This window comes from uncultured Campylobacter sp. (assembly GCF_937980635.1).
Taxonomy (GTDB): domain Bacteria; phylum Campylobacterota; class Campylobacteria; order Campylobacterales; family Campylobacteraceae; genus Campylobacter_B.
The window spans coordinates 1-25,366 of sequence record NZ_CALJPG010000005.1; the positions used below are offsets into that span (position 1 = coordinate 1).

The 25,366-nt window shown below is 47.2% G+C and carries 20 protein-coding genes and 2 pseudogenes; 6 read left to right on the forward strand and 16 right to left on the reverse strand.

Annotated elements, in window-relative coordinates; genetic code table 11:
* Positions 1-926: 926 nt before the first annotated feature.
* The 14 genes and pseudogenes from Q0460_RS00570 to Q0460_RS00635 form a co-directional block, all read right to left on the reverse strand.
* Positions 927-2,500: pseudogene (locus Q0460_RS00570) on the reverse strand (subtype B tannase).
* A 229-nt stretch (positions 2,501-2,729) separates the two neighbouring features.
* Positions 2,730-3,224: a TlpA disulfide reductase family protein gene (locus Q0460_RS00575; protein WP_298977958.1), complete on the reverse strand. Its 495-nt coding sequence runs from the start codon at positions 3,222-3,224 to the stop codon at positions 2,730-2,732.
* Entirely contained in the window at positions 3,221-3,598 is a 378-nt protein-coding gene (locus Q0460_RS00580) for a hypothetical protein (RefSeq protein ID WP_299083571.1), read from the reverse strand. Before Q0460_RS00580 ends, Q0460_RS00575 begins: the two co-directional genes overlap by 4 nt.
* Positions 3,599-3,877: 279 nt before the next feature.
* A pseudogene (locus tag Q0460_RS00585) lies at positions 3,878-4,516 on the reverse strand (ABC transporter ATP-binding protein); the annotation flags it as partial.
* A 1-nt stretch (position 4,517) separates the two neighbouring features.
* Positions 4,518-5,651, reverse strand: coding sequence for an FtsX-like permease family protein (locus tag Q0460_RS00590; RefSeq protein WP_005869323.1), 1,134 nt, complete (start codon positions 5,649-5,651; stop codon positions 4,518-4,520).
* Positions 5,638-6,882: an ABC transporter permease gene (locus Q0460_RS00595; protein WP_299083573.1), complete on the reverse strand. Its 1,245-nt coding sequence runs from the start codon at positions 6,880-6,882 to the stop codon at positions 5,638-5,640. The genes Q0460_RS00590 and Q0460_RS00595 overlap by 14 nt, the downstream gene beginning before the upstream one ends.
* On the reverse strand, positions 6,882-8,300 hold the full coding sequence (locus Q0460_RS00600) for a Fe-S-containing protein (RefSeq protein WP_299083575.1): 1,419 nt from the start codon (positions 8,298-8,300) through the stop codon (positions 6,882-6,884). The genes Q0460_RS00595 and Q0460_RS00600 overlap by 1 nt, the downstream gene beginning before the upstream one ends.
* A gap of 421 nt (positions 8,301-8,721) precedes the next feature.
* Positions 8,722-9,243: an iron transporter gene (locus Q0460_RS00605; RefSeq protein ID WP_005869331.1), complete on the reverse strand. Its 522-nt coding sequence runs from the start codon at positions 9,241-9,243 to the stop codon at positions 8,722-8,724.
* 14 nt (positions 9,244-9,257) lie between these two features.
* Complete coding sequence (locus tag Q0460_RS00610) at positions 9,258-11,189, reverse strand: FTR1 family protein (protein WP_299083576.1); 1,932 nt, start codon at positions 11,187-11,189, stop codon at positions 9,258-9,260.
* 219 nt (positions 11,190-11,408) lie between these two features.
* Positions 11,409-12,512, reverse strand: a complete 1,104-nt coding sequence (locus Q0460_RS00615) for a c-type cytochrome (RefSeq protein WP_299083578.1) — start codon at positions 12,510-12,512, stop codon at positions 11,409-11,411.
* A gap of 2 nt (positions 12,513-12,514) precedes the next feature.
* Entirely contained in the window at positions 12,515-13,774 is a 1,260-nt protein-coding gene (locus tag Q0460_RS00620; protein WP_299083580.1) for a cytochrome bc complex cytochrome b subunit, read from the reverse strand.
* 9 nt (positions 13,775-13,783) lie between these two features.
* A complete protein-coding gene (gene petA / locus Q0460_RS00625) occupies positions 13,784-14,290 on the reverse strand; it encodes a ubiquinol-cytochrome c reductase iron-sulfur subunit (protein WP_299083582.1) in 507 nt (168 codons plus the stop codon).
* Positions 14,291-15,026: 736 nt separating this feature from the next.
* Entirely contained in the window at positions 15,027-18,449 is a 3,423-nt protein-coding gene (ccsA, locus tag Q0460_RS00630; RefSeq protein ID WP_299083584.1) for a cytochrome c biogenesis protein CcsA, read from the reverse strand.
* Between the two features lie 305 nt (positions 18,450-18,754).
* Positions 18,755-19,249 (reverse strand): CreA family protein, encoded by a 495-nt coding sequence (locus tag Q0460_RS00635; protein ID WP_299083586.1) that lies wholly within the window; start codon positions 19,247-19,249, stop codon positions 18,755-18,757.
* Positions 19,250-19,347: 98 nt separating this feature from the next.
* Between Q0460_RS00635 and Q0460_RS00640 the strand changes: the two genes are divergently transcribed.
* The 6 genes from Q0460_RS00640 to Q0460_RS00665 are packed head-to-tail and all read left to right on the forward strand — an operon-like array spanning position 19,348 to position 24,079.
* On the forward strand, positions 19,348-20,718 hold the full coding sequence (locus Q0460_RS00640; protein WP_299083588.1) for a phosphomannomutase/phosphoglucomutase: 1,371 nt from the start codon (positions 19,348-19,350) through the stop codon (positions 20,716-20,718).
* Positions 20,715-20,960: a CmeU family protein gene (cmeU, locus tag Q0460_RS00645; RefSeq protein WP_297895345.1), complete on the forward strand. Its 246-nt coding sequence runs from the start codon at positions 20,715-20,717 to the stop codon at positions 20,958-20,960. The genes Q0460_RS00640 and cmeU overlap by 4 nt, the downstream gene beginning before the upstream one ends.
* Positions 20,953-21,966 (forward strand): alanine racemase, encoded by a 1,014-nt coding sequence (locus tag Q0460_RS00650; RefSeq protein WP_299083590.1) that lies wholly within the window; start codon positions 20,953-20,955, stop codon positions 21,964-21,966. The genes cmeU and Q0460_RS00650 overlap by 8 nt, the downstream gene beginning before the upstream one ends.
* Entirely contained in the window at positions 21,963-22,676 is a 714-nt protein-coding gene (locus Q0460_RS00655; RefSeq protein WP_299083591.1) for a LemA family protein, read from the forward strand. The genes Q0460_RS00650 and Q0460_RS00655 overlap by 4 nt, the downstream gene beginning before the upstream one ends.
* Positions 22,677-22,691: 15 nt before the next feature.
* Positions 22,692-23,285 carry a hypothetical protein gene (locus Q0460_RS00660; protein WP_299083594.1) on the forward strand — a complete coding sequence of 198 codons (594 nt, stop codon included), beginning with the start codon at positions 22,692-22,694 and terminating at the stop codon, positions 23,283-23,285.
* Positions 23,282-24,079, forward strand: a complete 798-nt coding sequence (locus tag Q0460_RS00665) for a TPM domain-containing protein (protein WP_299083597.1) — start codon at positions 23,282-23,284, stop codon at positions 24,077-24,079. Before Q0460_RS00660 ends, Q0460_RS00665 begins: the two co-directional genes overlap by 4 nt.
* A gap of 65 nt (positions 24,080-24,144) precedes the next feature.
* On the opposite strand, the gene Q0460_RS00670 is transcribed toward Q0460_RS00665, so the two are convergent.
* Entirely contained in the window at positions 24,145-24,339 is a 195-nt protein-coding gene (locus Q0460_RS00670) for a hypothetical protein (protein ID WP_299083600.1), read from the reverse strand.
* Complete coding sequence (locus Q0460_RS00675) at positions 24,327-24,506, reverse strand: hypothetical protein (RefSeq protein WP_299083603.1); 180 nt, start codon at positions 24,504-24,506, stop codon at positions 24,327-24,329. Before Q0460_RS00675 ends, Q0460_RS00670 begins: the two co-directional genes overlap by 13 nt.
* Positions 24,507-25,366: the final 860 nt, after the last annotated feature.

A 25,366-nucleotide genomic window follows, 5' to 3' on the forward strand; every position in this document is an offset into this window, starting at 1 on the left:
TGGTAAGGTTGTTTTTAAAGACAGTTTTTACGAGATTGCAAAAGGCTAGGGCGTTAAAATTTTAAAAGCTCTTTTGCGACGCGGCGAGGGAGCGGCTTGCGCTTAGACCTCGTGTCGCAAAGAGTGCAAAGGGTATCGCCGCACGCCGAGCTAGAGAGGCGGTGCAAGGAGGGCTAACGTTAAATTTAGCGCCTAGTTGCGCCGCTGTCGCAAAGATGCTAGCGCGCCCGGTTTTAGAAAGCGATCCTGACGCGGCGTGCGTTGGTCTTTAATAGGCTAAGCGGTGCTTAAAAGTGCCGTTAAATTATGAAATTTATACACACGTCGCAAAGATACGACGCCAAACGGCGCTTTTTGAGTCTCGGCAGATTATTAAAGCAGGCCGAATGGATGGCAAAAGCGGGCTTGGAGCCGCGGGAGATCGCGAAATGTATGCCTTAAATTTAGCCTGCTTACCGTGCTTATTTGGGTTTTTTGCGTTCATTTTGGCGGATTTTTAATCACCCGCGCGTCGAATGCGCGCTCATGTGCGATACCTGCGTGCTCAAATACTTGCGATCGGAAGTGCATAAACGCCGTGAAATTTTATCGCATACTTCGGTTTTTATTTAGCCTGCAGAATTTGATTGTGCCGAAATTTTGGCGCGGATCGCGCTAAAACTCCGCGCCATAAATCGCCGTGGCCGATGAAATTTAATTCGCGTCGTTTTGCCGCGATAAAATTCTATGGAATTTTTTGAGTGCTGGCTGCAAAATTTCAAGCCGTTGCGTGTCTTGCGGCGATGCTAAAATTCTGCCGCGATAGAATTTTGCAGCGAAATTTTACGCCGCTCGGCGTATCTGTTAGGGCGAGCTTTAGGCGATAAAATTTAGGGCAGAGCTGCGGGCAAAATTTTAAATTCCAAAGTAAAATTCCGCCCGTTAATCTAGCGCGCGACTATTTCGTCGATCCAGTTAAAAAGCTCCTTAAGATCGTAATCGCCGCCGTGTCCTTGCCCCCAAGGCACCGCGAAATCGACGTTTTTGCCCGCATTTTGCAAGCTAAGCGCCAAAATAGCGGGGATCGCAAGCGCAGTATCGCGATCGCTCGCGCCGTGTCGGATACGGTAAAATTTCGCGCCGTTTCCGCTATGCACGAAGCTCATCGCATCCATCATCTCTACGATCCGCGCATCTGCGATCAGCACCCCTTTGGCGGGGTCATTCATCGCGCCAAAATCCGTAAAATGCGCTGCGTTAAATTTGGCGCCGCCGAACAGCTCGTTTTCGGGATTTTCAAGCGCAAAGCCGTCGAATGCGGGCGGAGTCTTGGCGCGCGGCTCGGCAGTCGCGTAGCCCCAAAAAAGCATATGCGATTGGGGTGTATCATCCTTGATCTTGGCGGCGAGGTATAGGGGCGCCTTCGCGCGCGGATTTTTCGCCGCAAAATTAGCAAACGAGGCCGATATGAGCCCGTTTATGTAATCTTTGAAGCTGCCGTCGCCGTTTTTATCCAGGCTTAGCGCGCGACCGCCCCCGTCCTTTAAGCTTAGCGAGTTCAGATAGGCGGGGAATTGTGCCTTTAGCTCGTCTGAAATTTTAATCTGCGCTGCGTTTAGCTTGCCGCTAATCGTTTTGCGTGCGGGCTTTGCGGCGCTTTGATTTGCGTCTTTTTTGGAATTTTTTCAGTGCCGCTAGAATTTTCGCCGCGCTCGTTAAATCCCGCCGCATCAAGGCCGCTAAAATCCATCTTTTCATATTCGCTCTGCGCGCCGAACATCCACTCATACGCCGCGTCCGCGTGCTTTAGATTTGTGATCGGGCAGTATGCAGACGCCGCGTAAATTTTATCGCTCGCCTTTGCAGCGCCCAGCTCCTGCAGATACGGCTCATACGCGGTCTCGTCCCCGCTAGTGCCTAAAAGCGCCGAGAGCGCTCCGCCCGCGCTCGTGCCGTTTGAGATGATTTTGTCCGCATCCCCCGGCATCGCAGCGTCGTTAAATTTCAGATACCGCACGGCTGCCTTTAGATCGACGATCGCCGCGGGCGCCTTGCCGATATAATCGCCGTTTGCGCCTTTTAGCGTGCGTCCGCGCGCGGCAGGAGCGACTACGACGTAACCGCGCGAAAGCGCCGTAGCTATCGCGTTTGGCTTGCCGCTTTCGTCTATTTTGACCTCGCCCGCTTCGCCCGGCATATAGCCGCCCACGCCGTTTTGTAAAAATATCGGCGCGCTCGCGGCGTCAAATTTGCCGCTCTTGCGCCCCTCAAAATACTGCTGCGGGATGAAGATATTCATGCTCTGATAGTGCGCGCTTACGGGTTTTGCGACGTAGTTTATGTTTTTGTAGGCGTGAAATTTTATCTTTTTGCCGCCTACGATCACGCTTTCTTGCGTAAAATTTGCGGCGTTAAATTTCAGATCTATTTGCGCGCTCTGCGTCGCCGAAGCCTCGGCATTTAGGCTTAGCGCGCCGCAAAGTATCGCAGCAGCGCCTAAGGCAAGGGATTTTTTGCTCATTGCCGTCTCCTTTCTATTTTGATATCGCCGTTTTTTAGCTATTTAAGCAGCTTAGCAACAAAGCTAATTTTAGCAAAACTCGGCGAATACTTAAATCCACTGCGCGCCCAAATTTTGAAATTTAAACGCAAAGGCATCTGCAAGTTGAAAGAAATTTTAAACTCGAAGTGTTATTTTGGTGGGTATTGCAGGCCGGTGCCGTAAATCTGGCTGCATTAAATTCTGCTCGTTAATTTATAAGCTTGAGCTGTGTTTCGAAGGCGGATTTGGGGTAGAGGCCGATGAGCTTTTTGACCGCTTTGCCGTTTTTATCGTAGATCACCGACGTGGGGGTGCCGAAAATGCCGCCTACGATGGTTTCAAAGTATTTTACGGAGTTTGCGCCGCTGACGCTTGGGAATTTTATCCCCTTTTCGCGAGCGACCGCGGCGTCGGCTTCTAAGCCTTTACCATCGCCTAGAATGCCAATAATCAGCGCATCGCCGCTAGCTTGCAGCTCGTTTAGCGCGGGTACTTGGGCTTTGCACGCGCCGCAGCCGCTAGTGTAGAAAAACAGCACAAAGGGCTTGTCGTTGCCCTCGATCTTTAGTGTGCGCTCGGAGGGGTCGAACTTGGAGGCGAGCGAGGTGCCGTCACTGCTTAGATGGTGCTTCCATCCGTCGCAGCCTGCGAGCAGCAGCGCGAACACGGCGGCAGCAACTTTTAAATTTAAAAATTTTATCATCTAAAATCCGCCTTCGGGCGCACTAAATCGGCTTTTAAATTTGCGTTTGAAATTTTAAAATTTACGGCGCGATCTCTGCCGGAATTTATATCGTGGTATGCGTTGAAAATTATATCTCGATCTATGTTGAGGCGCATGTCGCGACTCGCGCCGTAATTTGCGCCCGTGGCGTTTCGGCTTTTAAAATTTAGACTTTTTAAATTTTTACCCACTCCGCTTGGTTTTGCGACGGCGCTTGATCTTTCGAGGCAAATAGCTTCGGCGGGACGCGCGCAGCAAAGAGCCGCACCTGCTCGCTCGAGCTTTGTATGGATCCAAAAAAAGCGCGGGCGGGCGGTGAAATTTTTAAATTTTAACGCAGCTTTATTTTTCATCATGCGAGCTAAATTTTATGCACCGGAATTCTGCGCACCCGAATTTTTGGCACCTTGATTTTCGCCGTTAGAATTTTCGGCACTCTGATCTTCGCCACCTAAATTTTGCGAGGCGGGATTTTTCTCACTCGTGCTCGAATTTTTATCGCCGTTCTTCGCTTTTAAATTTTCGGCGCTAGAGCTTTGCGAAACACTTTCGTTTGGATCGCGATCTGAATTTTCACCCTGAGAGCCTAGATAATGTTTCATCGTGCTTTGATCCAAAAGCTCTATTCGATCGAGCTTGCCGTGTCTTAGGCGCACCACTTTGTCGGCAAATTTGCCGAGCTCTTCGTTGTGCGTGACCAAAAGCAGCGTCTTGCCCTCGCTGCGGAGCGTCTGAAAGAGCTGCAAAACCACGCGCTCATTGGCCTCGTCGAGGTTGCCCGTAGGCTCGTCCGCGATGATGATGTCAGGGTCGTTGATGAGTGCGCGAGCGATGCAGACGCGCTGCTGCTCGCCGCCGCTAAGCTCGCTAGGGCGGTGCGTGATGCGGTGCCCGAGCCCCACTTTCTCAAGTGCTGCCTTGGCACTATCTTCATCCACGCAGCTATGGTAGTATTGATTGAGCATAACGTTTTCGACGGCCGTTAGATAGGGGATTAGGTGAAACTGCTGAAACACGAGGCCGATCTTTTTGCGGCGAAATTCTAAAATTTGCTCGTCATTTAGCGCGCTCGCGTCGGCTCCGCCTAGGATATATCTGCCCGCAGTGGGGGTGTCCATCAGGCTTAGGATATTTACGAGCGTGCTCTTGCCGCTGCCGCTTGGCCCCATTATGCTGACCCACTCGCCGCTTAAAACGTCGAAGCTGATATTATCGAGCGCCTTGACCTCGCCGAAGTATTTGCAGATGCCTTCAAATTTTAAAATTTCCATGTCATTCCCTTAATAGATTCGCTAAATTCGGATTCAGCGCCTTTTTGATCGGATAGTAGCTTGCCGCGAGCGCAAAAATCAGGCTCAGCGCAACCGCCGCAAAGAGGCTGATTAACCTAAAATCCACGCTGCTTGAAAATATCAGATGCCCCAGCAATATTGCGAGCAGGTATCCCACGAATACTCCCGCTAGCGAGCCTGCGACGCAGACGGTTAAAATTTCGCTCAGGATTAGGTGGAGCAAATTTTGTTTGCTCGCGCCGATTGCGCGGATGAGCGCGAACTCTTTGATGCGCGAAAGCAGGATCGAGCTAAGGCTCGTGTTGATGCAGACCGAGGTGATCAGAAGGATCGTAATGCCAATAAGAAGCATCAAAAGCTTGATTTTGTTTAAGATGATGCCTTGGGTCTTGGATACCTTGCCGATCGGCGCAAAGCTCATCTGCGCATCGCTTAGGCTCTTTGAAATTTCGCTTAGCTGCTTAAAATCGCCGCTTACGATCGCTTCGGCGTAATTTACCTGCGCAGGCTGATTTAAAATTTTTTGCGCCAGCGGCAGCGAGATTAGCAGCATGCCATCCTCTTTCTGCCCGTCATAGACGATGCCTTTTATCTTTACCTTGCTCGTTTCGTTTGAGCCGATCGGCGTGATCTCGATACTATCACCGAGCTTCGCGCCCAAAAGTTTGGCGAGATCCTGCCCGATAAGCGCGTTTTTATCGTCGAAATCCACGCCTATAAACGAGCCCTCTTTAAGATCCAAAAACGGCATCGTATCGCGCAGAGAGGAGAAATTTACCCCCATGATGATGCCTGAATTGACGCCTAAATTTGCGCTACCGAAAAGATATTTATTCGCGCTTTTTAGAGCTGGAATTTTGGCAAATTTCGCATCGAGTGCCGCTTCGTCCATATGGGAATTTTCTAAATTCGCAGGGCTTACGATTAAATTTGCGCCGTAGCTGTTTAGCTCGCTGGCGACCTTTTTATCGATGTCGGCGTAGATATTTACGAACGCCGCGCAAACTGCGCTGCCTAGCATGATCGCGACGAAAATCACGAAGCTGCGAATGCCGCTGTTGATGATACTTTTAAAGATCGCGCCTCTAAAAAACGCTCCGTTATTTCCTACCATAAAGCACCTCCGCAGGCAGTAGCTTGATCACTCCGCGTAGCGGCAAAATCGAGCCGATAATGCAAATAAGAAGTCCAAAGACGATGCTAAGCGGAAAGACCATTAGCGACACGCCGATAAAGGAGCCGAAAATTTGATACGCGATCGCCCAGCTAAGCGCGTAGCCCACGACTGCGCCCACGAGCGAGCTCGCTATGCAGATAACGAAAATTTCGGCGGCGAACTGGATATAGATCATAAAATTGCTCGCTCCCAGCGCCTTAAGCAAACCGATCTCCTTTTTACGCTTGTAAATTTCGCTGCTTAGCAGGCTCGTGATGCAGATGCTTGAAATCAGCAGAGATAAAATACTTACGACGCCCATTAAATTTTGAATTTTTTTCGTGATGCCGCTTTGAGCTTCGCTGACGCTAAGCACCGCCTTAGCGGTCGCGTTTGGATACTCCTCGGTGATCTGATATGCGATGGAGCTAACGTATGCTGAGCAATACCATGTGTCGTATTCTGTGGCGTCTAGATTATCGAGACTCCTTCTTGCCTTTACAGACAGATCGTCTTCTGGGATCGTCATGGCGCTAACTTCTGCCTTGGCGATGAGGCCCTCTTTGTGTGTTATCTTTTGCACCAGCGATAAATTTGCGATCAGCTTTTTGGCTTCATCCTCCGCGCCGTGCAAAATCCCAACGACTTTAACCTCATAATCTCCAAGCTTAACCGTATCGCCGATCTTAAGCCCCAGCGCGTCTCCTGCGAGCACCTCGTCATCGGCGCCGTCCTTTACCCACTGCCCCTCTACGCTCCAAAACGGATAGAGCGAGCGCACGCCCGATCTGAAATCAGGCTCGTCGCTAACGCCCACGTCCTTTTCAAAGTAGGTTCCCACGACGTCGTAATCTCCCGCGCGGGTAGTTAAAAAGGGCGCAAAGGCGGTGATATTGTTGCGCCAAAAAATTTCTTTGATCTTATGCAGATCGCTCTCTTTTAAAAAATCATCGTTTTTAAGCGGCGAGTATTCGCGCCCGCCGATCTCGATACTTAGGCTTTGCGAGCGCGGTAGCACTACGATATTTGAGCCGTAGCTGCGTAGCTCCTTAGCGACTTGATCGCCGATTTTTAGCGTGATATTTAGCATGCAAGCGATCAGCGAGACCGATAAAAATATCGTCAAAAACGCTAAAATTTTGCTATCCCTGGAGTTTAAAATGGATGATTTGATGATGCGTAAAAACATTATTTAAGCTCCTTTAGCGTGCCGTTTTCATCTACATAGCGCTCGGGGTGCGCGATAAAGGCGTTTGCATTCGCTTCGCTTTCGAAAAAGTAGGTGCGTCCGTAGTAAAGATAGCTAAATTTAGAGGTATTTAAAATTTCTTTTCTGCTGACCGGATCGATCACCTTTTTATCCACAATCTCCGAGAAATAGGATGCGCCATCTTCAATCGTCTTAAGCGCAATGACGATATTTTGCCCCTCTAGCTTATAATCCAGCGGGATCGGATTGCAACCGCCCAGTTTGCCGACGCTCGGCAAAAATATACGCACGTTGCAAGCGATGCAGATGAGCTCGTCGCCTTTTTTGATATAGCCCATATCGCCGCAAATCGAGCACGCGTCAAAAACCGCGACCGGGGCAAATTTGTCCGTGAAGCGGTTTAGTAGAAAAAACCTAACCTTATGCCCGTCGTCGGTAACGTAGGCAAAGCGGTGCAGCTTGCCGTCCTTTACGATGTTTGCATCGATTATAAATTCCGCGCCTTGCGGCTCGATGATCTTAGGCTCATCGATCGTAGGCGGTTTTGAAGCGACCAAGATATAATAAAGCCCCAAAAAGCTGATTAAAATCCCAAGCGATAAGATCAGGCTAAAATCTCTAAAAATGGCGAATCTGCCCGCTTTAACCTCTCTAAATTTTATAATGTCCGATTCGCGAGACACTCGGCTTGGCGCACGAAATGCCGTAAGCAGCGCAATTAGCGTGGCTATAAGGCAAAGAGCTAGCGTCAGATAGGAGTTATTGTAGTGGATGATTTTAGCGATGACGCTTAGAAACTCGGACGAGCCGATCGCGTTTGAAAGCCCCTCAAAACCCTTCGCAGCTAGTGCTTTGGGCGCGTCTGCCTGGCGCAGATCAAGACCTAAAAAGCCGATTTTAGCTATGAAGGCAAACGCCCACGCAAGAGCGAACGACGCTAGCTTTGCGCCTCTGCTCGCGCGCACTAGAGCTGAGCGATAAATAAAATAGAATAAAATGAGCGCCAGCACGCCTAAAACCGCCATAAAGAGGTTGGTTAGGCTGAAGCTATCCAGTAGCTCGCCGGAGAAAATTTTAAAATTCATCCCTATGAAGCGGTATTCAAATCCATACGCGCAACCAAGAGCAAAAATAACTATAGCGGTAAGATAGAATCGCTTAAACTTAAACGCAAGCAGTAGCGCGAGCAGCGCTAAAAGTGCGAGCGCATCAAATACGATCTTGCCCGTATCGGCGTTTGCCGAGCGCGCAAATGCGCTAAAGCACAGCGCCCCGAATGCAGCTCCCAAAAGCGCGGGCAAAAACGATGCGCTGATAAAGCGCCTGCCGCCCAGATACGCGCTTAAAAACGCGAGCGGAAATAGAGCCAAGCTAACGTGATAAAAAAATATCGTCATTAAAAATCCTCATCGAGTCTAATGCGCGTAAATCGCCTATAATTGCTTAAATTTTAAAATTTTAAAATCTACGCCATTTTGTAAATTTTAAAATTTCAAATCCGCTTGCAAAAAGTTCGCAACGGCAAGAGCCGCCCGCAAAGAGAAATTTCGCCTCGCTCTTGTTTTGGTTTTGTCTCGCCCTCGCGGCGCGCTAAATTTAAAATTTTAAAATTTCAAGCCTCTTGAAATTTTAAAATTTTGCCCCAGCTAAAAGATTCGTAAGCTTAAACGCATTGAAGCAAAACGATACGCTTTGGCTGCGGCGTAACATTTAAATTTAAACGGGCTAAATTTAACCGCCTTAAATTTAAAGCGTGCGGCTAAACCCAATACCGCTAGGACTCCGCCGAAAATGGACTCGGCAGAGCCCATCTATGATTTACTCTTTAGGAGCGCCTGTGTATTGGAAAGTGTATTTAACCGAGAACGGCTCCCACCATTTGCCTACGCCGGTCGCTTTGTCCGCGTGGCGACCGAATCCGTTGGCGCTTGGATTTTCGATGTTGTAGGTTAGCTCGTAGTTGCCTACGCCGTTTACCATCTTGATATTGGCGCCGTAGTGAGGGCCGTCGCTAGCTACCATCGGCATGAAATTTCCCTTTTGGATCTTGCCGGTATCTAGGTTTTTAAGCACGTAAGCGATCTTTAGGTAAGGGATCCACTCGCCCTCGCCAAATCCGTTTGCGTTGCCTTTGATAGCGTGGATATCCGCCTCAAGGTGGATGTCTGCCTTGCTAGGAGCTAGATCAATGCCTTTAGGCTCCATATCTATAGGCTGAAGATAAACTGCAGCGATCTCCATTCCATTTTGCTCAATCGGCTCGCCGATTGGATGTTCTCCCGCCATTGCTATAACAGAGGCTAGGCTTAGTGCCAACATACCTGAAAAAATCTTTTTCATCTTTTCTCTCCTTATTAAGATTTGTTTTTTTGCTTATTTTTTAAGATTAAAATTCCTACGATCAAAAGCACGATCATCACCGCTTGCGGCACGAGGCTCTGGACGTAAGGATAAAATCCGATCCACGTAATCGTTGGAAGCCCGTCTATTACCGTAGGCACGAATACCTTGCCCTCGACTAGCTCCATCACGCCCTTGCCCACAAATACGACGGACATATAAAAGATAATGACCGATGTAGCGATGAAGAACGGCTTGATAGCGATTTTAAGCGAGAATTTTTTGATGACGATATAAACTATAATAAGAGCCGCCAGACCCGCTACGAAGCCTGCTGCTACCATGCTGGTAGCTGCCGGACTTTTGGCATCGAAAAGTAGTGCCAGATAAAATAGCACCGTCTCTGCGCCCTCGCGATAAACCGCTAAAAACACCGTCCACCAAAGCATCTTGCTATCGCCCGAACTTAGGCTGTTTGAAATTTGACCTTGGATATAGGCGCTCCACTTTTTGGAACTTGCATTTGAAAGAAGCCAAAAGCCCACGTAAAATAGCAGAACTACGGCGATTAACATTACCGCGCCCTCCATCACTTCGCGCGTTTGTCCTGCATTTTCGCTACCAAAGATATAATTCAGCCCGTAAGCCGTAGCGATACTTAGCACAACCGCGACGCCAAGAGCGCTGTAAACGATATTTAGGTGCTTTGAGTTGCCGGATTTTATAAGCAAAGCGATGACTGCGGCTACGATGATGAGCGCTTCAAATCCTTCGCGCAAGATGATGATAAACGCGTATAAAAATAGATCCCAGTTGCTTGATTTCTTCGTTAGCTCTAGGCTTTGGGTAAGCTGATCAAATAGCTTGTTTTGCGCCGCTACGATCTGCTCTTTGGAAGCGCCCGCGCGCATAAGAGCCGAAATTTTATTAAAGCTTGCTTCGGTGTCTAGCTTGAGCTGAGTATTTTTAGCGCCGACGATATTTTCCATGCCGCTCTCTTCGTATTCGTCGAAGTAGATATTGCCACTTTCGTCAATCGCGTCATCAACCTTGCCGCTCTCGTAAAGCTGCAAAACCTTAGCCATTTTGTCTTTGATATTTTGCACAATCGGCGTAAAATCCTTGCCCTCATCCTCACTAGTATCGCTTTGTGCTAACGCAGTCTGTGGCGCTATGGAGTAGCTTTCTTGCGGCAAATCATGTACGGCTTTTAATGCTAGATTATCTAGGGCGTTTATCGCTTCGTCAAATTTTGATTTGTCCGTATCTGCATCCTCGCGCAAGAGATTTCCGATGATTTGCTGGATTGATTGATCGGTCTGAGACGAGACATATTTTCGTACCGCCTCTTCTAGGCGTTCGTTGCGGTAGATATCGAATTTCGCGCGATTTAGCGCAGCTTTTAGCGCAGCAGTGTCTTTTTTATCAAACGCAGCTTTAGCATTATCCAGCTCAGTTTTAAATTCCGTATAGACGCTCATCCAAGGCGAAGTTGTACCGGATGCTGCGGAATTCCCGCCTGAGGCTGGCGCAGAAGTGCTGCCGTCGCCTCCGTCTTGATACTCGGCTACAAGACGATGACCAGATTCGATCGCAGGCAGAACCTCATCAATCTCACGATTTAGATTATCGATCATAGTTTGAATCTCATTTAGCGGCTTTTCGGCTTTGATTGCTTTACGGATATCGCCGAATTGCTTCTCCATATCGTAGGATTTTTTCTGTCCCAAATTTATGCGGATACCAGCTTCTAGATTTTCAAAATGCCCAAAATACGCCTCTTGAGTTATCTTTCTAGCCTCAGAATTATTACCATCGACATAAAGCTTGATCGCTTGAGCAAATTTCTCTTTTATCGTCGCTGCTTCGGCGCGATAATCCGTATCCGCAAAAAGCATAGCAAGCGGAAAAATTAGAGCTAAAACCGCAAATTTAAAAAATTTCATCTGAACCTTCTTGAGTTGAATTCATACATTAAATTTCAAAATCGAGCGGCAATTATATGTAGAAAAATCTTAAAAAGTAATAAAAAAAGCGGTTATCATAAAGCACGAAAGCGGCTAAATTCTCAATTGCAAGAGCTTTTTGATAGATGGAATTTAATAGAATTTAGGATATGGCGGAATTTTAAACGGCAGTCGGATTTTGCTCCGACTGCTAAAATTTTAATGAAGTTTCGACCAAATTTTACTTTTCCAAAGACCTGCAAAAACAGAAAGGATCAAGAAATAAATCATAATATTTATGGTCGTAGCTTCACGCTCGGCTTTTTTGCTATCGCCTACGTCAGCTAGATACTCCACGACCTTGGCTTCAGCGTTTTCGTTCAAGCCTACGCGCGGCATCGAAGTGCCTGGAAGCTTCTTTTGCGTATCATTGATAAACTCGTGTAGATAGTTGGCGCCCTTAGAACGGATCATCATCGAAAGATCAGGAGGCGTCGAGCCCATATACGCAGCCAAGCTAGCCTTGTCGCCGGATGCAAAGAGCTTATCATATTTGACGTCGTGGCATCTTAGACAAGCATCCTCAAAAACCGCCTTGCTTAAAAGGAATTTTTTCTGCGCTTCGTTTAGTTCGGCGCCTTGCTTGATACCGCTAGCAGCAGCCTCAGAGGCGATTAGCTTATCCTCGCTAAGAGCGAGCGATTTTAGATAGGCTACGATATCGGCGATCTCTTGATTTAGATCACCGCCTGTACCGAAAAATCCAGGCATCGGAAAAGGTTTTTCGTCGCCAAATTTCTGATCTAGCTTAAGAGCCATGATCGGATCTTTGATGAGTGCAGCTAAGAATTTATCGGTGTATAGATAGCCTGCGCTGCTAAGATCCGGAGGATTGACGCCGTATGCGGCACTAGCGCTTGCCGCGTCCATAGGTGCTGGGATATTTGCACTTTTTACTCCATGACATGCGGTGCAGCCTGCATTTGTAAAGGTCTCGGCGCCGCGCACAGCATCGCCTTTGCTAAGATCTATTTTATTTATCTCATCCCAAAAAAGCACGGTTTTGTCTTGTTGCTCTTTCGCACTGGCTAGGGCTTTTTTAGAATTTTTTATCATCGTCTCATCTCCGCCCTTTTCTGCTGCGGCCAAAGCGCTTTCTGCTGCGGCTACGTTATGCGCAGCTAAAGCCGTATCGCCTGCTGCAAAGTCGTAATTTACCGGATCGGTGTGCGGGCTAAGCTTAGTATGAGCATAAGGCTCGATAAACCAGTATAAAATTCCCACACAAAAAAGCACTAAGATTAGGGTTCTTATCTCTTTCATGGCTAGACCCTCTTTCTTTCTGCGATTGTAATTAACGGAAGCACTACGACGAGCAATCCGATATAGATGATCGATAAGGCAAAGCCCCAGTATTTATTTTCGATACCAAGCTCCGCGCCGTCTGCAGGGAGCTTGCCGAAAAGGCTAAGCAGGATCATGTCGATTACCAAAACCCAGAACCAGATGAAAAACGCCTTGTTTTTGTGCGCGGGCGCCACTACGCTGCTGCGATCAAATAACGGGATAAAAAATAGCGAAACTCCGGCAAATGCAAAGGCGATAAGCCCGATGTCGGCAGCCTTAAGCGGCCCTACGTCGAAGTAAAATCCGCGCAAAATTTCATACTCCCAAAGGAAGTACCACTCCGGATAGATATGCGTCGGGGTTTTGAGGCTGTTTGCCGGCTCGAAATTTATCGGATCCATCGCAAAATCGAAGTGAAAGCCCACTAGATAAAAGAAAAATATCATAAAGATACTGACGTAGAAAAAATCCTTCGCCAAAAAGCCCGGCCAAAACGGAATTACCTTGCTTTCGCTAGTTTTTCCTTCCAAATACTTCTCACCCTCGAGCTCAAAGTCAATCTCCTCGCCGTCTAGGTTATTTACATGCGGAAATCTAAGCGAATAGAAATGCACCGCCAGCACCGCAACCACCACAAGAGGTAGCAAACAGACGTGAAGCATAAAAAATCGCGTCAGCGTCGGATCACTAACAGCATAATCGCCGCGAATCCATTCGACTATTGCATCGCCAACTACGGGAATTCCACCGAATAAATTCGTAATAACCATCGCTGCCCAGTAGCTCATCTGCCCCCACGGAAGCATATAACCACTGAAAGCTTCAGCCGAAAAGATGATGAAAAGTAGCATTCCGCTTACCCAAATCATCTCTCGCCCTTGCTTATACGAGCGGTAATAAATAGCTACTAAAGTATGAATGTATAGGATCAAAAATACGACCGATGCCGATACTGCGTGGATATGTCGCCATAGCCAACCGTATTCGACCTCTTTCATAATCGTGAAATTTACGCTATCAAATGCTAAATTTACATCCGGCTTATAATACATCACGAGCATTAGTCCACTAACGAACAAAACTATAAATAGCGTCATCAAAATAACGCCCATCGCCCAAAGGAAGCTGATATTTTTAGGAATCCAATACTCGCTTACCATCACCTTGAAAAATTTTGTTACGGCGAGTCTTTGGTCGAACCAATCCCAAACTCCCGTAGCCTTTCTGATATGTGCCATCTGCGCCTCCTATACTTTCTGCTTTAGGGCTTGGTATTCGGGGCCCTCTTCGCCTAAAACGAGTTTCGTTCCGTCGATTTTAAAGGGCGGTATATCCATAGGGCGTGGCGGCGGACCAAATACGTTTACGCCGTTAGCATCGAAAATCCCGCCGTGACATGCACAGATGAATTGTTGCGTCGATGGCTTGTAGCTAGGAATACAGCCCAAATGCGTACAAAGCCCTATGCAAAGCGTATATCTAGCATCTCCTACGACGACGTCGCGGGCATCATTTTTGGGCATATCGGTAGTCTTTTTAAGCACGAAAATCGGCTTTTTGCGCCACTGCGTTTGATACAGCTCGCCCTCTTTGATCGGACTTAAATCTACCGTAGTGACGCCAGCGGCGCGCACGCTAGGTAGTGGATCCCACGATTTCTTCATCCCCACGAGTGCGAAAACGCCACCCACAGCGGCAACCGCGCCGAAAGTAAGCCCGATAAAGCCTCGTCTATCCTGTTTTAGATCAGACATCTTTATCCTTTCAAATTAAGAAATTGACAAGCGTCAATTTTAGCCAAATAAAGATTAAATCAATATGATTATAAGCAGAAATTTAGCTTAACCTTGCAAGCTAAATTATATTTTAAGATAATTTTAATGCCTGGCGACGTTTTCGCAGTTTAAAATTTTATAAATTTTCGAATTCTGTCATGTTCTATCATGGCGCGGAATTTAAAATTTTATCATGCGAAATTCGCTATGGCAAGGACATGCAAAATTTTAAAATTTCGACGCCATAAATAAAATTTCATAAAGCGCGAGATTTTAAATTTTAAATTTAAAGATGAGCATAGAATTTATAAAATCAAATTTTAAAATTTCACTGCTCGGTTATGGCTGCGGCGGACCGGATTTTACACTAGTGCGCTAACTGAAATTTTAAAATTCTAAACTACGTCGCGCTTCCGTCGTATGAAAAAATTCCACTAGAAGTAAAATTTAAAACATTAAAACCCCATAGCGGCGCAAATTCTAAATCATTAAAATTTTACGACGCCTTAAAAATTTTAAGCATCAAAGTCCTGTCGCGATGCAAAATTTTAAAATTTAGCGCAATCGCGAATCGTAAAATTCTATAAAATTCTACGGGGTTTTAAAGCCTAGCCAAAATTTAAAGATAAATTTCATAAATCCTTAAAGGCTCGGCAAACTGCGAAATCCGGGCGAAATTTCAAAATTATTATTCTGAAATTTGGGTCCCGCCTATCTAAAGCCTAGCCGATTTGCCCGAGCGAAAATACGCCGCGATTGCAAGAGCTATCATCGAGGCAACCATCACGTACGCCCAGCCAGGCACCGGAATGCGCTCGCCGCTAGCATATGAGTGCATGCCGCTTAGATAGAAATTTACGCCGAAATAGGTCATTATGACGCTAAAATACGCAAACATCGAGGCTACGGCAAAGGCGAACTGATTATTGAGCTTAGGCATAAACCTAAAATGCACTACCACCGCGTAGATAAAAATCGTAATGAGCGCCCAGGTCTCCTTCGGATCCCAGCCCCAGTAGCGCCCCCAGCTTTCATTTGCCCACACGCCGCCTAGGAAGTTGCCGACCGTCAGCAAGCAAAGCCCTAGGATCATCGACATTTCGTTGATATGCGTAGCCTCCGTGATGTTGCGCGCGATCTCAGGGTTTTTCTTGTCGAATAAAAACATCACGAGGGTAAAAATTCCAAGCAGCATGCAAAGGCCTAAAAATCCGTAGCTCGCGGTGATTACCGAGACGTGGATCGTAAGCCAGTGCGATTTTAGAACCGGCTGGAGATTGGTGATCTGTGGATCGATGTCGCTAAGATGCGCGACCATCAGCGTTATGCCCGCCATTATTGACGTTAGCGCCAGCGAAATAGCGGATTTGCGCGAGAAAAATATTCCGCTTAGCGACAGCGCCCACGCGATGTAGATGAGCGATTCGTAGGAGTTACTCCACGGCGCGTGCCCCGAGACGTATCCGCGCAGCGCAAGACCTGCGGTATGCGCGATGAAAGCGACGATATTTACGACATAAACGAGCTTAAACGCGCCGCCTAAGCGAAGAGTGGGCTTCATCATCCTAAGAAAGATAAAGATCAGAAGCAAAAATCCCGAGATAGTGTAGATCGGAAATAGGCGAGAAAAAATTTTAGCCTTATTAAATAAAATTTCATATTTTATCGCGCTCTTGCTAGGCATTAGGTTTGCGCCGTTTTGTGCTTGGTATTTTTTGACGTAGCTTAGCATCTTTTCTGCGCCGCTCCAATCCCCGCTTTCTTGAGCATAGACCACGGACGAAACGAATATTCCCATCATTTTTTTAACTTCAGCAGATTCGTTTTGATCCAGCGCATCGCCTAGATATAGCGGCGAAAGCCACTCGTTATTTTTAGCGTTCTTAACCGGAATAATTCTAAAATAATCCCCCATAAACGCCGAGTAAAAGACGTTTACGCGCTCATTTACCTTGATGATCTCTTTATCTAGTACGCCGCGATTGCCCAAAGGCTTTCGGTTGATCTCCTCGACCATTTTATCAAGCTTGTAGTAGCTCTCGCCACCTTTAAATTCAAAAAAATCCATCATGCTAGCGTGGCTTTGCTTTTCATCCATACCTAGAATTTTCTTAAGCTCCGGCTCGCTAACCTTGATGATCGGCGCACGCCTCCAGTAGCTTTGATTTAGCATAAACGAAAGCGCAGCGGCGTTATGGTTTAAAATTTCGCCATTTGGCGCCTTGTAGTTGTCGGCACGGTAAATTTTATTTAAAAGCTCCCTGGAAACGGTATCAAAAGGCTCCATTCGCCCATCAAATCCCTGAATTACAAGGCTTGCTAGATCTTCGCTAAATTTAGGATCAAATTTCGGCACGGCTAGCTCGCCTCCCATAGTAGAAAAATTATGCGGCGGGACGGAGTCTTGCTCGGCTGCAGATTCTTGCGAAGCGGAGCTTTGATTGGAATTTTCAACGGCGGAATTCGGCGCGGAATTTTGCGAAGTAGAATTTTGCACACTAGCCGGGCTTTGCGGCGCTGGATTTTCTGCGGCTGCATTTGAGACGGAACTTTGCGAAATAGAATTTTGAGTAGTGGAGTTTTGTTCGGCATTTGCTGCGCTAGGATACAATGCACTCAAGCTCAAAGCCAACGCGCCTACTAATGCTAATGCTGCGCCTTTAGTGCCACGTCGCGATTTTTTGGCGCGTTTTGACGTGGAGCTTTCTGCAGAGCTTACGGGCACCGAGCTAGACGCGGAATTTTTAGAATTTACATCTTTTTCTCTAGCAAGATGCGTATTTTCGCTGATTAAGCGCGAGAGCTTGAAAAAGCGCGAGCCCCGGTTGAAAAAGTTAAAAAACATCCCCACGCAAAGCAAAAAATAGCCGATGTAAGTTGGAACTTTGCCGGGGTCTTTATTGACCGAAAGCACGGTGCCGCGCTCATCCGTGTCGTATGAGCTTTGGAAAAATCGGTATCCGCCGTAATCGAGCACGTGATTCATAAAAATATCATAATCAAAGCTCGTATTGCCGTCTTTTAGCGTGATTTCACTTTTATATCCGGAGGGCGAATTGGTGCCTGGATAGCGATCCATCACGAAGTCGCGAAGCGCGATTTTAAAAGGCAGATGAAGCATCTTTGGCGCCAAGGCTACGATGAAATTCTTATCGCCCACTTTGTAGCTAGCGCCATGCGAATCCCTAGGCACGTAGATTTCGCGACTCTGCCCCGCAAAGCTTAGCGTAGCGACGACTCCGGGCTCACCCGGTAAATTCGCATCGACCGGGACAAATTTCTCGACCGCGGAGCTAAGCAGGCTAACGGGGGCGAAATTTATTCCGTCGAAGCTGTAAAGCAAGAGATTGCCTAGCGGATTATCCTCGTTTTTCTTAAGCGGCGAAGTGCTCATATCAGCCATTTTAGTGGCGTTTATATCAAGACTTGAGTTTAGATAAAATTTGCCGTCTTTGGATTTTATGTAGATGAAATTCTTACTTTTAGGCTCTGCGTTAAAAGTGATACTAAGCTCGCCTATCTCCATGCTTTCGCCCGATTGCAAGGAGACATTTTGGCTGCCAACATTGTTTGAAAATAATAGCTCCACGCGCGCAGGAGCCTGTCCGGTCGGATCTTGCACCCATTTTAGCTCGCCGTGCTCTACGAGCTCTTTAAATTTTAAATTTGCGATCCTACCCTCTACGTCTAGATTGAGATCGAAGTTCATCCGTCCTGCGCCGTTTAAAAATTTGCTCTCGTCAGCAGATATAAACTCGCCGTCGCTGCCTAAAGTAAGAAGTTGAACGACCTCGTCTTTAGTCGTTACGATCGAGCTCTCGCCGCCCTCTCTTATATGGATATTGCCCTCAAAGCCGAAATATCTAGTCAAAATTGCACCAACAAGCATAAACAAAAAGCTTGCGTGAAAGATTAGCGCAGGTAGCGTGCGAAGCTTAATCATGCGGTAGCGATAGATATTGTAGCTTAAATTTATTCCCAAAAGCACCATCAGCGCGCCAAACCATGCAGTAGAATAAACCATCGCCCAAGCTACTTCCGTACCGTAAGCAGTCTCTACGAAAGTGGCGATCGCACAGGCTAGCGCCAAAATCAGTAGCATCACTGACGCGCACTCCATACTAAAAAATGTCTTCATTGATTTCCTTTAGATTTACGAGGGTTTTCAAAATCGCGAGATTTTAGCAAAAATTGCTTAATTTTTCATTTTACGACCTGCAAGCGCACGCCTACTAGCGTAGCGCGAATATGCGTTAAGATGCTTTGATAAAGCGGTAAAATTCTCATCTTAAGCATTCGCGCAGGAATTTAACGGCGCAGATAAAATTTTATAAAATGCTGCGGAATTTAGCGAATTTTATTAAATTTTGTGCACCATCTCATCGCGCAATTTCTAATTTAAAATTCTGCTACGATAAAATTCTATCTTTGCGAAATTCCTTATTATTGTTTTTTGCCTTGAGTATATGCGAGCTCGCACACGTCGCCCACGGCTTGGTGGCACGGGATAGCCGAGATCGAGTTATTAGGCGAGCCGTCGATCACTTTATCTGAATAAACCAAATAGATTAGTGAGCCCTGCACCGCGTCGTAAAGCCTAACTACGTGGGTCTTTTTGAAAATTAACGAGCTGCGTTTTTCAAAAATATCCTCTTTTTTCAGCTCCTCTTTGATGATGATTTTAGGCGCTGTCTGCACGCACGAAACAGAGGCTTCGGAGCGGTCCTCCTCCATGCCGATGATCTCTTTGGCGCCGCCTTTTTTGGCGTATGAGACATAGCAGGTCACTCCATCAACCTTAGGATCTTTAACCGCGATAACTTCGATGCGATCGTCCTTGCCAAAAATTCTAAACGAAGTATTTACGCTACCTACGAGCTCGTAATCGCCTGCGCAAGCAAAAGCCGCTAAAATCGCTGCTAGAATAAATTTTTTCATAACCATCCTTTGGAATTTTAGCGGCGATTTTATCATTTATAATATAAATATTAAGCAAGTTTTTATAAAATACCGCGATTTAAATTTAAAGGAATTTTATGATCGAAGATATCTTTAGAGAATACGATATTCGCGGCATCGTAGGCGAGGAGCTAAATGAGCGCAGCGTAAAGGCGATCGGCTTTGCGCTTGGCAAACATATCGCAAATCTCGGGCTTGAGCGCGTTAGCGTGGGATACGACGCCCGTCTTAGCGCGGATGAGCTTTTCGGCTATTTCGTAAGCGGGCTAAATTTCGCCGGATTGCGGGTTTATAATATCGGCTTGCTACCGACGCCGGTGGGCTATTTTAGCGTATTTACGCATAAATTTGACGCAAACGTAATGATCACCGGCTCGCACAATCCCAAAAATTACAACGGCTTTAAAATAACGATCGGCACGGATAGCTTCTTTGGCGCGGATTTGAAGCGTCTAGGTGCGCAGGTGCGGGAGCTGATCGGTTCAAATTTTGAAATTCTAACTAACGCAAGCGCCGAGAGATACGACATTTTAAGCGAATATCTAGCATATTTTGAGAAGGAATTTGCAGCGCTTAAGGGCTTTGCCGCGCCTTTTATAATCGACTGCGCAAACGGAGCTGCAGGCGTTACGACTACTAAAATCGTCGAAAGGCTAGGACTAAACGCTAAAGTTTTATTTCCGCAGCCGGACGGCAACTTCCCAAACCACCACCCAGATCCCAGCGAGGAGAAAAATTTAGCGGATCTTAAAGCCGCGATGAAGCAAGACGGCGTGAGCTTAGGCTTCGGCTTTGACGGGGATGCCGATAGGATCGCCGTGCTTACGCCGCGCCGCAATATCAAAGGCGACGAGCTAGCCTGCCTGCTTGCCTTAAATATGCACCATCCGCGCATCCTAGGCGAGGTCAAATGCTCTCAAGCGATGTACGATACCATCGATAAGATCGGCAAAAGCTTTATGGGCAAGACCGGTCACAGCAATATCAAAAAGGCGATGAAGGAGCTTGGCATCGATCTTGCCGCCGAGGTTAGCGGGCATATTTATTTTAAAGAGCGATATTTCGGTTTTGATGACGGCGTATATGCGATGATGCGCGTACTTGAGCTCGTAGCTAAAGGGTATGATTTAGACGCCGAGCTAGACAAGCTGCCGCGGGTTTTTAGCACCGACGAGATAAAATTTAATACGAGCGAGGAGGCGAAATTTAAGATCATCGAAGCTCTTAAAGCTCAAATCCACGCGGGTATCGCGGAGCTACCGCCCATCCGCGATATTATCGAGATCGACGGCATCAGAGTGCGGTTTGATGACGGCTGGGCGCTCGTGCGGGCAAGCAACACCACGCCTGTGATCGTAACTCGCTTCGAGGCCAGCAGCCCCGAGTTTCGCGACGAAATGCAGCGCGTATTTTTAGGCAAACTAGAAAATTTAAAGGACCAGAGATGAACGAATCTGAAAAACAAGAGGTTGAGAAAAATATAAAAGAGCTTTTAGCTGCGAGAGCGGAATTTTTTAAATTCTTAGATGAGCGCGTGCCAAAGATCGCGGGTACCGACGTATTTGATTTCGAGCGCGCTGGTGCGGCTAGCTTGAAAGAAGTTTATGCGAAATTCTACGGATACGACTACGCAGCACGCAAGCTGCTGCCATATTTATACCGCACTTACGGACTAGACTTCGATGTCTGAGATCATCTTAGATCGCGCCGCTTATGCGCACAATCTAGCGCAAATCGCCGCCAAAGTAGGTGGAGCGGAGCGAGTATTTTTAGTAGCCAAGGATAATTCATACGGCCATGGCTGCAGACTTTGCTGCGAGGAAGCGGCGAAACTAGGCTTCGTACGCGCCGTAACGCGAAGTACTGCGGAAGCTGCGCAGATAGCGAATTTATTTGATGAAATTTTAGTGCTCTCGCACATTCCGCGCGGGGACGAGGATGAGCGGTTTTGCTACGCAATCAACGATATGAGCTACTTCTCGCGTCTTAAACGAGGGCTTAAAATTTATATCGCTGCAGATACTGCTATGCACAGAAACGGTATCGGTGCGAGCGAGCTAGATGAGGCGCTTAGGCTATGCAAGGCGGGCGGATTTAAGCTTCGTGGCTTTTTCACACACTTTCGCGCAAGCGACGAGCTAAGTGGAGATTTTTTCGCACAAAGGCAAAATTTTATAGAATTTAAGCGTTTCGCGGGGCACAAAGCCGCCGCCGCGGGCTTTGGAAATTTAAAATTTCATTCGAGCAACTCCGCAGCTATCGAGCGCAGTGCGGGCTTTGAGGACGAATGCGTGCGCGTGGGTATGGCACAGTTTGGCTATCCGCAATTTGACGAGAGCCTAAATTTACGCCCCGTGCTAAAGCTTTATGCCGATCTGATCAGCTCGCGCGTGCTAAAAAAAGGCGAGCGCGTGGGCTACGGCGCGAAATTTGAAGCGCCACGCGATATGAGGATAGGCACATACGATCTGGGCTATGCCGACGGGCTATTTCGCTACGACGGCGAGGGCGAGCTAGCGCTTGCAAGCGGACAAAAAATGCTCGGAAAAATGTCGATGGATAGCTTCTGCGCGGAATTCGGTGGCGAGCGCATCTGCGTGCTGGGCGACGCGCGAGTCTGGGCAAAACACTTCGACACGATCGAATATGAAATTTTAGTCAAATTAAATTCCAACATCCCAAGGAGATTTCAATGAAAGAGCTGCAAGGAGAAAATAACGAGCGTATAGGTTACGACAATAAAGGCTTATCCGCGCGAGGTGAGAGCTTTGGCGGAGGAGAGTATCCGCATCAAAAAGGAGGGCTTCATATCTTAATCAAAGCTCTAATCGTCTTAGTGATTGCGGCGATTGCATTTGCGATATTTGCAGTGCCGGTTTACAACAAGCTCGTAAGCAAAGATGAAGAAGTTAAGGCCGCGTGGAGCCAGGTACAAAACCAATATCAGCGCCGCGCCGATTTGATTCCAAATTTCGTAGAAACCGTCAAAGGCTACGCTAGTCATGAAAAAGATACTTTAGAAGGCGTCATAAATGCCCGCGCTAAGGCAACCGCTGTCAATATCAATGCAGAAAGCTTAGCGCAAGATCCGGAAGCGTTTGCGAAATTTAACGGCGCTCAAGGCGAGCTTAGCTCGGCCCTATCGCGCTTGATGCTGGTAGTCGAGCGCTACCCGGATCTCAAGGCAAATCAGAATTTCGCCGACTTGCAAAATCAGCTCGAAGGCACGGAAAACCGCATCGCCGTAGCGCGCAAGGACTACATCGCTTCGGTGCAGGAATACAACAAGCTAATTAGAATCTTTCCTACAAACATTATCGCGCGCATTGTAGGACTAGGCGGCGCCAAACCTAGCTTTAGCGCTGATAGCTCAAGCCAAAAAGCCCCTAGCGTCTCGTTCAAATAACGCTAAAGGTGGCAAATGCTAAGCGAGCAGTGCAAGCAAGAAATCCACGAGCTAATCACGAAAGCCGAAGCCGCAAGTGGTGCGCAGATCGTCTGCGTAGTCGCGCGCGAAGCAAGCGAGGACTGCGAATCTAGCTATGGCGCGGCAGCAGTGACGGCGTTTGCGATCGGCATCGTTCTGTGCTTCGTGCCGCAAATAAGCAAAGTTGAGCTACTGCAAATCGTAGCGCTCAGCTTCATAGCGATTAAAGCTCTGCTAGCTAAATGCCCCACGCTTTTAACTCTAATCACGCTTAAATCTCGCAGACTTCAGCTCTCTGGCGAGTTTGCGATGCTAAAATTTTACGAGCGCTACGGCAGCGTAAAAGAAGCGATAATGTTTTGTGTCTGCGTCCGCGAGCGCTGCGCTCATATCATCTGCGGCGCGCGAGCGGCGGAGTTTATCTCTAAGGGCGAGTTTGAACGTATCACGACGGAATTTAACCCTAGCACGCAAGGCCTTGAGGCTGCTGTTTTAAAGGCGATGGACGCGCTGTGCGAACTAGCTATGCAAGTGCCTAAAAATAGCGAAAATAACGAGATAGAAGAGACCTTGGTGGAACTGCGATGAGAGTGGCTTGGAGATTTGCTTTTGCCCTGATGGCGCTATTTGGGATAAGCGCTGCCGCACCCAGCGAGTATCTGGCCCGCCCAAACGGCACCGCCGTAATCGATGAGGCTGGCATTTTACGCCCAGCCGCGAGAGAGAGTCTGAATGAAATTTTAACGACTTTCGATAAAAATTCCACAAACCAGATCATGTTCGTAAGCCTAAAATCGCTCGGCGACTACTCTATCGAGGAAATCGGCGTGGAACAGGCGCGCGCTCTTGATCTCGGGCAAAAAGGGCGCGACAACGGCATACTGCTGCTCGTCGCTCCGCAAGAGCATAAAGTGCGTATCGAAGTCGGATACGGGCTAGAGGGCGTGCTAACCGATATGCGCGCCAAGCGCATCATCAGCAATAAAATTCTGCCCTATTTTAGGCAGGGAGATTATGAAAGTGGCGTCATTAGCGGAATTTCAGCGATCATCAGCACGATCGAAGGCGGCGATATAAAATTTGATCCGCTTAACGCCAACGCGCAGCAGGATCCGAGTAACAAGGACTTTGCGATCTTTATGGTACTTTTTGCGGTCTTGCTTTTTGCGTTACTAAGCCGCCGTGTGACGCGTCGCAGAGTAAGCGACGAGGATATAATCTCGAGCGCAGACATCATAAGCGAAATCGCGCGCTCATCGCGCATGAGAGGCGGCTCATCCGGGGATTTTGGCAGATTTGGAGGAAATGGCGGTTTTAGCGGAGGCGGCTTCAGTGGGGGCGGCGGAAGCTTCGGCGGAGGCGGTGCTAGCGGAAGCTGGTAGCTGCAGAAATTTCATCAAAATTCCAAATCGTAGAATTTTGTATAAATTTTAAAATCGCGGAATTTCTAAATTCGGCTACTTGCGTAGAAAAACAGCATGAGCGGCTTGTCGTTGCCCTCAATCTTTAGTGTGCGCTCGGAGGGGTCGAACTTGGAGGTAAGCGAGGTGCCGTCGCTGCTTAGATGGTGCTTCCATCCGTCGCAGCTTGCGAGTAGCAGCGCGAACACGGCGGCAGCAACTTTTAAATTTAAAAATTCCATAATCTGAAATCCGTCCTTAAATCTGCTTTTAAATCCGCTAAATTCGTTTTTAAATTTGCGTTTGAAATTTTAAAATTTATGGCGCGATGCCTATTAGAATTTATATCGTAATCTGCGTTTGAAATTATGTCGCGATCTGCACTAGGGCGTATGTCGTAGCAAGTCATACTTTGGTTTATACCGTGACCCTTGACGAGATTTATGTCGTAATCCGCGCTAGAATTTATATCGTGGCATATATTTAAATATAAGTCTCGATCTGCGTTAAAGTTTATACTTTGGCATGTGCTGCAGCAATGCTATAAGGCGTATATCATAACCCGCGTCGTAATCTGCACTAAAGTCTATATAGTCACCCGCCTAGCAATTTGTACTCGTAGCGTTTCGGTTTTTAAAATTTAGGCTTTTAAAATTTTGATTTTTTAAATTTTTACCCACTCCGCTCGGTTTTGCGACGATGCTTGATCTTTCGAGACAAACGGCTTCGGCGGGACGTGCGTAGCAAAGAGCCGCACCTGCTCGCACGAGCCTTAGACGAATCCAAAAAGAGCGCGGGCGGGCGGTGAAATTTTTAAATTTTAACGTAGCTTTATTTTTCATAATGCGAGCTAAATTTTAGGCATCGGAATTCTGTGCGCCTGAATTTCTAGTATCGGAATTTTTGCCATTAGAATTTTCAGCATTCTAATCTTCACCGCCAGAATTTTGCGAAGCGGGATTTTTAGAATTATATTTTTTGATATCGGAATTTTCTGTAGTCGAAGCATTTGTACCCGCATTTTTGCCATTAGAATTTTTGCCAATTAAATTTATTTTTTGGAGAATTTTAAATCCAAATTACGCGCTCTATTCTTTCATCGTGGCTTATTTATATAAAATTTTACCTATTAAAAATTTGGACGAAAATTCCACCTGCGAAATCTCGATAAAATTTTGCCATTAAATTACGAAACGAAATTCTACCTCGCAATTCCGCCGCTATTTCTTGGCGATTTTATAGTAGCCATCTCTGAAAACGACCTTGCCC